Annotated in this window: 10 protein-coding genes; 1 reads left to right on the forward strand and 9 read right to left on the reverse strand. The window is 36.5% G+C overall.

Annotation, left to right across the window (positions count from 1 at the left end):
* Window positions 1–55 precede the first annotated feature (55 nt).
* The 9 genes from DCE79_RS09355 to DCE79_RS09395 form a co-directional block, all read right to left on the reverse strand.
* Window positions 56–781 (reverse strand): SIR2 family NAD-dependent protein deacylase, encoded by a 726-nt coding sequence (locus DCE79_RS09355; protein ID WP_108712795.1) that lies wholly within the window; start codon window positions 779–781, stop codon window positions 56–58.
* A gap of 76 nt (window positions 782–857) precedes the next feature.
* Window positions 858–1,985, reverse strand: a complete 1,128-nt coding sequence (locus DCE79_RS09360) for a M20 family metallopeptidase (RefSeq protein WP_108712796.1) — start codon at window positions 1,983–1,985, stop codon at window positions 858–860.
* 65 nt (window positions 1,986–2,050) lie between these two features.
* Window positions 2,051–2,962 carry a DMT family transporter gene (locus DCE79_RS09365; RefSeq protein WP_108712797.1) on the reverse strand — a complete coding sequence of 304 codons (912 nt, stop codon included), beginning with the start codon at window positions 2,960–2,962 and terminating at the stop codon, window positions 2,051–2,053.
* A gap of 67 nt (window positions 2,963–3,029) precedes the next feature.
* Window positions 3,030–3,329, reverse strand: coding sequence for a cytosine deaminase (locus tag DCE79_RS09370; RefSeq protein ID WP_108712798.1), 300 nt, complete (start codon window positions 3,327–3,329; stop codon window positions 3,030–3,032).
* A 504-nt stretch (window positions 3,330–3,833) separates the two neighbouring features.
* Window positions 3,834–4,772 carry an alpha/beta hydrolase gene (locus DCE79_RS09375; RefSeq protein WP_108712799.1) on the reverse strand — a complete coding sequence of 313 codons (939 nt, stop codon included), beginning with the start codon at window positions 4,770–4,772 and terminating at the stop codon, window positions 3,834–3,836.
* Between the two features lie 141 nt (window positions 4,773–4,913).
* Window positions 4,914–6,065: a toxic anion resistance protein gene (locus DCE79_RS09380; protein WP_108712800.1), complete on the reverse strand. Its 1,152-nt coding sequence runs from the start codon at window positions 6,063–6,065 to the stop codon at window positions 4,914–4,916.
* A 337-nt stretch (window positions 6,066–6,402) separates the two neighbouring features.
* Window positions 6,403–8,013: an MFS transporter gene (locus DCE79_RS09385; RefSeq protein WP_108712801.1), complete on the reverse strand. Its 1,611-nt coding sequence runs from the start codon at window positions 8,011–8,013 to the stop codon at window positions 6,403–6,405.
* Between the two features lie 173 nt (window positions 8,014–8,186).
* Entirely contained in the window at window positions 8,187–9,560 is a 1,374-nt protein-coding gene (argH, locus tag DCE79_RS09390) for an argininosuccinate lyase (RefSeq protein ID WP_108712802.1), read from the reverse strand.
* Between the two features lie 65 nt (window positions 9,561–9,625).
* Window positions 9,626–10,825, reverse strand: coding sequence for an argininosuccinate synthase (locus tag DCE79_RS09395; protein ID WP_108712803.1), 1,200 nt, complete (start codon window positions 10,823–10,825; stop codon window positions 9,626–9,628).
* 407 nt (window positions 10,826–11,232) lie between these two features.
* Between DCE79_RS09395 and DCE79_RS09400 the strand changes: the two genes are divergently transcribed.
* Window positions 11,233–11,937 carry a tubby C-terminal domain-like protein gene (locus DCE79_RS09400; RefSeq protein WP_108712804.1) on the forward strand — a complete coding sequence of 235 codons (705 nt, stop codon included), beginning with the start codon at window positions 11,233–11,235 and terminating at the stop codon, window positions 11,935–11,937.
* Window positions 11,938–12,343: the final 406 nt, after the last annotated feature.

The following is a 12,343-nucleotide window of genomic DNA, read 5'->3' on the forward strand; positions in this document are numbered from 1 at the left end:
TATCTTTTTAAAATAGAAACACCACGTTCAGTCGTATTATTGAACGTGGTGTTTTTTAGTTTCCTTCATTTTCAACCAATGCCTCGTTAATTTCGGCTAATACATCGCCAGCAGTACCTTCAATTACAAGATCAAACTGCCGATTATTTCCTGTGATATCTAAATTTATATACACTAATTTTCCTCGTGCCATCTTTGGTAATTGATTGACAGGATACACTTCCAAACTTGTTCCGATCACGATTACTAAATCTGCATTTTGTATTTCGTTGAGTGCTTGATTCCATGCTTCTTGTGGTAAAGCTTCACCGAATAACACCACATTTGGACGAAGCTTGCCTAGACAATAAACACAAACCGAGTCATTCATAAATTGCTCTTTTGTATGCGGTTTATTACAATCATTACAGCGAAATGTCACGATATTCCCATGTAATTCTGCTACTTCCTCGCTACCTGCTACTTGATGAAACTGATCTACATTTTGTGTTGCAACCAGTGAAACAAGCCCTCTTCTTTCCCAGTCTGCTAAAATTACATGTCCTTGATGTGGAAAGCAATTCAATAACGCTTCAAGTCGCATTTTATAAAAATTTCGGAACACCTCATAATCATTTTCTAAGCTTTCAACCGAGGCAACTGTTCGTGGATCAATCGTTTGCCACAAACCCGATTGCGATCGAAAGTCGGGAATACCAGATTCAGTCGACATACCCGCGCCCGTTAAAACTACCGTTGATGTAGATTGTTTTATCCAATCAACTAGTGTGAAAATTGCCATGAACATCTCTCCTTCAAACTGCTATTTACTGTTCATATCATACCAAATTTCACCATATGCAATCGACAAATTCCAATTATTCATTGGCAACTTCTAAAAGGGTATTCGTTAATAAAGCAAATCGTTCAACTAAATGCGCTCGTAATATATGCTCATGTTCTGCATGAATACCATCCCCAACTAGTCCGAGTCCATCAAGTGTTGGCGTATAAAGTGCTGTAAAATTCCCATCACTTGCCCCACCCACAACTGCTTCATCCACTTCGAAGCCAATTTCTTCTGCTTCTTCTTGTGCGATTTCAAAAAGTTCTTCACTTGCTTCATCTCGTTCCATTGGTGGACGGTTAATGCCTCCATCAATATCGATTTCAGTTCGACGATCATTCGGTTGCAATTGTTCAAAATAAGTATCAATGCGTTCTTGTTCTTCTTTTGTTACTGAGCGTACATCGATGCCAATATGGGCTTCATCTGGAATAACATTTAGTTTTCCTCCGCCTTGCACCATACCGACATTAAGTGTGGTTCCTTTCTCAAAATCATTTAACGCTTCAATATTTAATATTTGACGCGCTGCTTCTGTAATGGCACTCACACCGTCACGAGGATTATTCCCAGCATGTGATGCAAGTCCCTTGATATTCAACAAATAGCGTGAAGTCCCTTTCCGAGCAATTTTCAATTCACCGGATATGGTGACAGCAGGTTCTAAAATAAAGGCAGCACAGGACTTTTTAGCTTCTTCTTCGATTAATGCACGTGAAGTAGGACTCCCGATTTCTTCATCACTATTAAGGAAAAACACGACACGTCGTTTCAATGGAATATTAAATTTTTGTACATATTTAAAAAACCAAATCGCACTGACTAAACCGGATTTCATATCTAATATCCCCGGTCCAAAAATTTTATCTTCTTCGATTCTAAATGGTAGTGCCCCTTCATCCCAAACCGTATCATAATGCCCAATCATAAGAATTTGCTCGGTTCCTTCTCCGATTTCGAATCGTAAATGATTGCCATTATGCTCCATTGCATATTCATTCGCCTTCACATGAAAATAGTCAAAAAACATGGATTGAAGCACTTCTTTACATATATCTAATAATTCCTTTTTTTGTGAAGGAGAATCAGCTAAAACTAGCCGTTTAATATCTTGAATAATATCTTGTTCATGTTCTTTAAAATACTCCGTAGCTTCCATTTTATTCGCCTCCTTCCTGCACTTTACCCAAAATTGTGTAAAAAAAATGCCTAAGTGACATTCACTTAAACATTTATTGCATTTGATTTTTTGCCACCAGATATTGATAAATAGGCGACGAAAACTAACATGAGCATGATTCCAACGAGCTGCCACTGGAATATAACAGAACCTAACCAAACAACTGATATTAACATTGCCGTTAGTGGTTCAAAGCTCGATAAAATACTCGTTTCAACAGGCGTTATGTATTTCAAACTCGTTAAAAACAAAATATAAGCGATTGACCCAAAAATACTAATACCAAAAATTAATGATGTATTTAGTGGATCGGCCAGCAATTGCCATTGTTCAAGTTGCCACACTTTCCCCATAACACAAAAAATGATTCCACTTAAAATCATGCCCCATCCAATGATCATGATTACGCCAATTTCTTTCATTAAGCGTGCTGGATATAGTGTATAAAATGCATAGGTCAGTCCTAGGAACACACCCCAGATAAGCGCATCTCCACCAACTAATAAAGATGAAAATGAACCATTTGTTAACAATAAATATAATCCCACTAAGGTCCCCACAATTCCAATAACTTGGGACTTTGGTGGCCAAGCTTTATGAAGTACTGATACATAAATAACAATAAAGATGGGTGCTAAAAATTGAAGTAGTGTGGCAACTATGGCATTACTTACTTCAATGGATTTTACGAATGTATACTGTAAGCCAACCATCCCCAAAACACTAAAAATTACAAGTTGCGTCGCAAAATAACGGCTTCTCCATATTAAAAAAATATCTTTCTTTTGGCTCATTAACAGTCCGAGTATAAAAATACCTGCAATGATTAGTCTTACTGCAAGCATAAATTCTGCAGTCATCTTTGAATAATCAAGTAGCAATTCCATCATTGGGCCAGTTGCTCCCCAAAGCATGGAGCCCGTGATAATCATAACAATTCCCCTCAATCGTCCCACAAAAACTGTCCTTCTTTCTTACATAGGTTAAAGGAAATTTTAGCATGTATTGAGGGATTGTTATAGATCATTTTTTATTTATTTCAATCCAACCACTTTCTTTAATGGTCACACGTTTTGAAGCATACTTAGGTGGATCATAAGAATAAATGATTTTATCTTGATTATCCTTTACGACATATACATTTAAAAACTGAATTTCGTTAATCAATTGCCGAATATTTTCTTGCTTATATGCTTCATTTTTTTCATTTAATAACATTAATAGTTCATTTTTAATATTCAAAACGTCTTTTTCATTAGCTTTGCGAATAACGCTTTTTGGCATGTTTAATAATTCGTCGATTCTTAGCAAATTTTGTTCCATACATAAGTTCTCCCCTTCTAATGAGACAAGTTCTTTTACTTGTTCGTCAAGTACGGCTATATATTTATGTATTACCTAATTTCAATAAATTAACCCTCAAATTACCGAAAATCCTAAATAATAAATTTGAAAAAATGGCAAAATAAAGGCTCATCACCATAAGTTGGGGATGACATAATTTTAGGATTCAAAGTGATTCCTTTTTAATATAGTCCGTTCTGCTACGCTTCGGGGGACGCTTTCCTGGGGGCGTGGCTCCATCTAACTTGTTACTTGCCTCTACGGCGGCAAGCAACAAGTGGATATTCCGCGCACGCTTAATCCCCAAGGGGACACGTACCACGTGGCCATAATGCTGTCATGCCTTAGCCCGCCAATAGCTAGACAAACTGATAAAACAATAATCAACCCCATGTTACGGTGATGAACCATTATAAATTATAAAACTAGTAGTTCATCACCATAAGTCGTGGACGAAATAATCTCTTTACCTGGATAAAGTACCTATTCATTCATTAAACGTTTTAAAAATGAGGCAATCTGTTGTATCGTTTTTTCAATCTCATCTTGAAAGATTTCATTATGTGTAAAGTAACTATGGACGATTCCTAGCATAATTGTTCTTTCTGTTTCAATTCCCGCGTGTATTAAACGGTCTCCATATTCAATTGCTTCATCTCGCAAAACATCGTTTTCAGCTACAAAAATGCATGCTGGTGGTAAAAATGAATAATCTTGAAGCTGAAGCGGTGCGAGTAATGGATTTTTAGTATCCTCTTCATGCTGAATATAATAATCGCCAAACCATTTCATGACATCAAGATCTAAGCCAAATCCTTCTTTAAATAAAGAATAGGAGTTGCTGCTATAGCTCATATCCGTCACAGGGTAAAGCAATAATTGTGCAGTAATTGGTAAGTTTCTTTCATGATAATGGGCAAGTTCACATACGGCTATTGCTAGGTTTCCTCCTGCACTATCGCCCGCAACGGATATCATATGCGCGTCTCCATGAAAACTCTTTGCATGATCCACAGTCCATAAAAAACTATCAAACGCATCGTAAACAGGTATTGGAAATTTAAATTCTGGTGCCAAACGATAGGCAACCGAAACGACGATTTGATTTGTTTTTTCTGCTAATCTCGAGCAACTCTCATGGCAAGTGTTTAAATCATTTAGTACCCAGCCGCCGCCATGATAATACATGATTATTGGGAAGGGGCCTTGTCCTACTGGTGTATAAATTCGGATGTCGATTTCAGCGCCATCACGCATAAGGATAGAACGATTTTCTATTTTGGCTAAAGGTGCTTCATAAATTTTATTCTTCGGTAAATTAGCGCGCAGATTTCGAGCTTCGATATAATCCATCGTTGCTAAAGATGGCAATTGGTTGGCGTTAATTAAATATTGTTTCGTTTTATCTAATAAGTTTGTCATTACATCTCACGACCTTTTTATTAATCCTATAAGTTTACTATGATTTAACTATAGAATAAATCATCGTATTTTGCAATTTATATACCGAAAAAAATACGTCAAAAAATGGAGTATAGAAACCACTTTTTAACGTATTTATTGTTATATTTTATTTAATTTTTCATACTCAAGTTGTAACTGTTCGATGCGTTTACGGCCTTCTTCACGGTTACGCACTGTTTCTGCTTGGATTTGCTTCGTTTCTTCAATACCTGCCATAATTATACGCCAAGTTGTTTCAATCGTTTCAACTTTAATGCTTGGGCTACCCGCTTGACGTGCAATATTCACCGAATTTAGGCGCACATTTTCAGCATTACGAACAAGCATTTCATTTGTACGCTTATCTAGCTCAGCCATTGAATCCGAAACTAACTTTTGGCGCTGCATCGTTACTGCATGAATAAGCCCTTGTTTGAAGATAGGAATTGTAGTTACAAATGCAGAGTTTATTTTACCGATTAGGTGGTTATTTCCTTGCTGCATTAAACGTATTTGTGGAGCTGATTGGAATGAAACTTGCTGTGCCATTTCTAAATCATAGCCGCGCTGTTCTAATAATTCAATGCCACGCGTAATCGTTTCAAGTTGCATAATCGCTTCTTGATCACCCGCATCCGCTTTTACATTCAATACTGGCAACTGCTCACGTAAATCAGCTACTTTGATGTCAATGGCAGCAATATGCTCACTTAATGTATGGAAGTAATTTAAGTTTTCATCATACATTTGCTCTAATTGTACCGTATTGGTTTTCATTTCTACTTCATATTTTTGAATTTCATGATACACAGCGTCCACTTCTTTATTCATCGTATCGTACTTTGAAAGCAGTCTTTCTAGCTGTTCTTTACTTTTTGAAAATAGCTTTTTAATGAATCCCTTTTTTTCTTCCTCTTGGAAATCTTTTGGATCAAAACGGTCCATAATTTTATTTAGGTTATTTAATAATGATGTAGACTTCTCTAAATTACTTTGTTTAATCGTTGCAAGCATACGGTCGGAAAATGTTGAAATTCCACTTGCAGTTTCTTTCCCGAATTCCAACACAGCAATTTGATTGTTTACATCAATTTTTTGAGCTAAAGATTGAACTTCTGGTTGTTGCTTTAATTGCTCTTGACGTTGACGAATTTGAGAGTACTCCTGCTCCGACACGAGCTGTTGTGGTTCTTTTTGAACGATTTCGTTTGTTTGCGATTCTGATTGATCTTTACGCTTTTCTAAGTCTTCAAATAATGGATTGTTCGACATAGGGATCCCCCGTTCTTCATTTACTATTATTATTTACGTTAAAAATAGCAAAAAGTTTCACATGATTTATCTGAATTATATACTATTTCTAGTCGTTTTACTTCTTTTTCTATAATTGCTCCTAAATAGGGCAAAATAAAAAATCCGATGTATGAAAATACGTACATCGGATTTTTTTAAGTGTTTCACTATTTTAAAAATTAAAGAATGTCCTTTTATGCGCAAAAGGACATCTTTTTAGTCTTCTATTGGGGGAGAGACTTATCACCCATACAACATGTGCATGAGTTCTATTATCATACTACCCAAAAATAGTATTTCGGAAACAATAATTTCTCTATTGAAGTGATTTTTTTCGAATTGGTTTTAAAATAAATGCGACAACAACAATGCATAAAGCAATAACACCAGCAGAAGCAAATAATCCGCCATACCCATTTTGAGCGGCTAATTTTGATACTTCAGCTACACTAAATGTAATCACTTCTTTTAAACCTGGGTCTTGAACGTTGGCTACAGCCCCCATAAGTTGCTCTTGTGACAGATCACCACCACCAGCAAACTGACTACCAAGTTGTTGCATTTCGGCCATACCCGCTTCGGAAAGATCCGCATTTTGTATGTTATCTTGTAAAATTGTTGGGAAATCTGATTTAAATAATGATGGAATTTCACTAAACCCACGTGCAATAAAGCCTGCATAAATGGTAGGTGCAATCGTCATACCTATTGTTCGTACTAAAGATAACGATGCAAGTGCAGTTCCTTTATTATCTTGTAATTTTTCAGTAGCTAGAATATTGAGTGGCGCTCCTAGAAGAATCCCTATACCAATACCCCCGATAATCGATGCGATGACAAAATGCCATTTCGCTTCAACCCATCCTGGGAATAAGAAAAACCCAATTGCTCCAATTACTCCTGATAATATTACTGCTAAAATAGGACCTTTTTTATCAACAAATGCCCCACCTAGCCCAGCACCAATACCTGCTGCTAATGCTAATGGAGTCATCCAATACCCTGCATGCTCTGAGCTAATACCAAGCACTTGTTCAGAAAACGCTGGGATGAAAATCATTGCTGCAAGCATCGCACCTGAGAACATACCTAATAATAATGTTAATAAATACGTAGGTTGACGCATTAAACTTACAGGTAAAATTGGATCTCCACCTTTACGTTCTAATCGTGTTTCATAGAAGTAAAGTGCTACTAATATCACAATACCAGCTAAAATAAATGGATAGACATTTGCTTCAGCTAATGAACTAAAGAAGTTAACCCCTTCAATATTTGTTAAGCCGTACATTATGCCTAAAATTGCTAATGATAGCATTACTGTACCAAGGAAATCGAGTTTACCTGGTGTTGGATCTTTTGTTTCTTCTAGCTTTAAAAAACCTAAAATAACTAATACAATAGCAATCGGTACATTAATTAAAAATAACCAATGCCAGCTACCTGTTAAACCTAAAATAATACTTCCTAAGTTTGGTCCAAGTACCGCCGCAATACCGTTCATACCACCTAGCATTCCGAGCGCCTTCCCTTGTTTTTCAACAGGTAGTGTACTTAATACATGGGAGGAACCAATAATAAAAATTCCCCCACCACCCATCGCCTGGATAAAGCGAGCAACTAAATAAAATGTAAAGTTCGGACTTAAGGCCACCAGAAGTGAACCAATCCCAAAAATCGCAATTTCAATAATAAATAATTTTTTTCGACCATATCGATCTGATAACTTACCAATAATCGGTACACTAATAGCTAGACCTAGTGTGTATAACGTTACACCCCAAGCCCCCCAGTTGGCACTTACATCAAATGAAGTATTAATCGTTGTTAACGCTGCACTAATAATCCCGTTATCCAGTGCGGCCATGAACACACCAATCGCAAACAAAGCAATTGCCCAAGTTTGTGAGGATTTCGTGTTTGTCATTGTTAGGACACCTTTCTATATTTTACTATTATTACATTATACATATAATTGAAAACGAACGTAAATAAATCTCCCTAAAAATAAAAATAGACTTGTTCAAAAATTTCTTTTCAAACAAGTCTATTTCTCTTATTAATGCGGCATCCCTGTACCAACTTAATTAAAGTAACTATTTAAATGAGCAAACCTTTCGCTTGCTCCAACTGTATTTTTACTTGTTCGAAGCCAGTACCACCTAACGAATTACGACGACTTACTGCCGCTTCAGGTGCAAGCACTTCATAAATATCTTCTTCGATAAGTGTAGATTCTTTTTTCATATCCTCTACTGATAAATCTAATAAGTAAATGCCTTGTTGGATACATGTAAATACAAGTTTTCCTGTCACTTCATGCGCTTCACGGAATGGCATCCCTTTTGTCGCTAAGTAATCAGCAAGCTCTGTCGCATTTGAAAAGTCCGAATGTACCGCGCTATGAAGTCGTGCTTTATTAATCGTCATTGTTCGTACCATGCCCTCAAAAATCTTCAATGATCCAAGGACTGTTTCCATTGTATCGAACATACCCTCTTTATCTTCTTGCATATCTTTGTTGTATGTTAATGGCGTTCCTTTTAATACCGTTAAAAGACCCATTAAGTTACCAAAGGCGCGACCCGCTTTTCCGCGAATTAGTTCCGCCATATCTGGATTTTTCTTTTGTGGCATTATTGATGAGCCTGTAGAAAAGGCATCATCTAATTCAATAAATTTAAACTCATCTGTTGACCAAAGAATAATCTCTTCTGCAAAACGTGATAAATGCGTCATTAACAGTGCAGAATTCGATAAAAATTCGACAATAAAATCACGGTCACTAACAGCATCCATTGAGTTTGCATAAACATTTGCAAATCCAAGTAGTTCAGCAGATTTTAAGCGATCAATTGGGAAAGTTGTACCTGCCATTGCACCTGCTCCAAGAGGTAACAAATCAACGCGCTTCATCGACTCAGAAAAACGCTCTTTATCACGCTGTAATTGCCAGAAGTACACCATTAAATGATGAGCGAATGATATTGGTTGCGCACGTTGTAAATGCGTGTAACCGGGTGCAATCGTTTCAACATGCTTTTCTGCTTGCTCGACAATCGTTTTTTGGAAGTTTTCGATTAAGCCAATTACTTCTGGAACACGTTTTTTCAAAAATAGGTGCATATCGGTTGCCACTTGGTCATTTCGTGAACGACCTGTATGTAATTTTCCGCCTACTGGTCCGATTAAATCAATTAACATTTTTTCTAAATTTAAATGAATGTCTTCATTTGCTACTGTAAATTCAAGCTCACCCGCTTCAGCCTTCACCTTCAGCTGTGCGAGTCCGTCTAAAATTTGCGCTACATCTTCTTGTGGAAGGATTCCTTGCGCTCCAAGCATTGTTACATGTGCTACTGAACCTTCAAGATCTTCTAAAACGAGTTGTTGGTCAAAGCCAATTGATGCACCAAATTCGTCCACCCAAGCTTCTGCTGACTTTTGAAAACGTCCGCCCCATAATTTTGCCATTATAAACGCCCCTTATTTTAAAAGAAGAAGCGACTCGGCATGCGAATCGCTCACTTCAACCTGTATTATTTGCTATTTTTTGCTACTTCTGCAGCTACCACTGTTGGCATACCCCATAATTCGATGAAGCCCACTGCTGAAGCGTGGTTGAATTTATCGTGTTTAGAGTAAGTCGCTAATTCTTCAGAGTATAAAGAGTTTGCAGATTTACGTCCTTCTACAATCGCGTGACCTTTATAAAGTTTCACACGTACTGTACCATTTACATATTTTTGCGTTTCTTTTAAGAATGCTACTAATGCTTCACGGACTGGGTTGAACCATAAACCGTTGTAAATGATTTCAGATAATTTGTGCTCAATGATTGGTTTGAAGTGTGCTACTTCTTTTACTAATGTAATATCTTCTAATTCTTTATGTGCAGTTAATAATACTTTTGCGCCTGGGATTTCGTATACTTCACGAGATTTAATCCCAACTAAACGGTTTTCTACGTGGTCAATACGACCAATACCATGTGCACCAGCTACTGCGTTTAATTCTTGAATTAAGTCAGCTAGCTTCATTTCTTTACCGTTTAATGATACTGGTTTACCAGCTACGAACTCGATTTCAACGTACTCCGCTGTATCTGGCGCGTTTTCAACTGAAACCGTTAAACCATAAGCTTCTTCTGGTGGAGAAACCCAAGGATCTTCCATGATACCGGCTTCGTTTGCACGGCCCCATAAGTTTTGGTCGATTGAGAATGGTGAATCTAGTGTTGCAGGAATCGGTACCCCATGTTTTTGTGCATATTCGATTTCTTCATCACGACTCCAACCCCACTCACGAACTGGCGCTAATACTTCTAAATCTGGGTTTAATGCTTTGATTGAAACTTCGAAACGAACTTGGTCATTCCCTTTACCTGTACAACCGTGCGCTACCGCATCCGCGTTTGTTTCGTTTGCGATTTCAACTAATTTTTTCGAGATAAGTGGACGAGATAATGCAGATACTAATGGATACTTTTGTTCGTACCATGTGTGACCTTGTAGAGAAATTAATGCAAAATCTTCTGCAAATTCATCTTTTGCATCGATCATATAAGATTCAACAGCACCTACTTGAAGCGCTTTGTTTTTAACAAACTCTAAATCTTTTCCTTCACCAACGTCTAGACATACCGCAATTACGTCCCAACCTTGTTCTGTTAACCATGGAATTGCTACGGATGTATCAAGACCTCCTGAATATGCTAATACGACTTTCTTGTTTGCCATGTTATGTGCCTCCAAATTATGTATGTTTATACATGTAATTAATAGTTTATACACGAATAGTACCACGTTATAAAAATAAACGCAACTGCATTTATATAAAATTTTAGACTTTTTTGCACTATCTAAAAACTTCGGTTTCACTGTGTTTTCAGTATGCTCGATTCCACCATTATTTGCTCAAATCTACAAATAGATGCTATATATAAATATTCATTATTTTGTATAAAATTTGTTTTATAGTTTCAATTGCACAAAAAAAATCAAATAGATATACTATTAAAATTGATATGGCAAACATTAATTGGAAATTGTGACCTAAGTTAATAGTAAGCCAATTTCAACTCGTTCAATCTGTAATAAATTGAAACTTTCGGAAAGTATATTCGTATAGTAATTGAGGTGAAAAAATGTTTAAATTTATCTGTGTATTTTTATTAGTACAATTGGCTATTTTGGCAAGATATTTAGTGTATGGTGCATTTGAACCTTTATATTATGCATCTACCTATTTGTTTTTACTTGCTGCTGGCGTACTGTTCTTCTTAAGTAAACACTGGGCAAAGAAGGAAGTGTTGTACAGTCCAAAAGATATTTCATCATGGTCTTTTCTTAATCGTCAGCGCGTATTTAATAATTCAAAGCCGTTATTTAAAGGCGACGTACAACGAGGTACAATACAACGCTTATTTCAACAAAAATGGCATTATATTATTGCTGATTTATTTGGACCGGTCTTCTTTCTATCTTTAAAGCTAACAATTGATGAAGATATTGTTAAGCTAATACCTACGAAAGGAAAATGGTTTTCTAATCAAAGTTATTGGACAATTACTAAAAATGGTCAAGAAATTGGTTACGCCAAAACTGTCGTAGACTTAAAAAATACAGCATTATTAAAAGAAGTGATTGAAATGCAAATTGGGGAGGAGTACTATTCAACTACTGCGAACACCGTTACATCGCACATCATACTATTACATAACGATCAACAAGTTGGTGAAATGAAGCGAAATCATATCATCAGTAACGTGAATATTATCGAGTGTCCAGACGAGAGTCCCGAGAAAATTCTCGCACTACTTATACATGCTTTCCATTTTAAAAATGCCTAGTGATTTCACCATCTTACTGGCAGTGGCAAGGAAACGCTGTCGACATCGTGCTAAAAATTAAAATTGATTCCAATACATCGAGAAAGGCGCGGATTATGAACACTACAAAATTACTTATCATCATTTCATGGATTTATTGCATCGGCTACATTCTTTTTGATTACCCTATGGACGATTGGTACTGGCGCTTAATAAAAGGTATTTTTTCAGCTATTTTTTCTTTAAGTATCCTGTTTTTCATATTCAAAAGAATACCTGGCCGGACAACTAAAAATTCATAATTTACGCGAACAATAGTTTGTTTTATACATGTTATACGTTAAATAACGTAGCCATTGAAAGTTTTAGAAAAAAATCCAGTAAACATTGATTTCTCAGTGTTTACTGGATTTTTAATTAGTCTTGC

Origin of the sequence: Lysinibacillus sp. 2017 (genome assembly GCF_003073375.1) — a bacterium.
GTDB lineage: Bacteria > Bacillota > Bacilli > Bacillales_A > Planococcaceae > Solibacillus.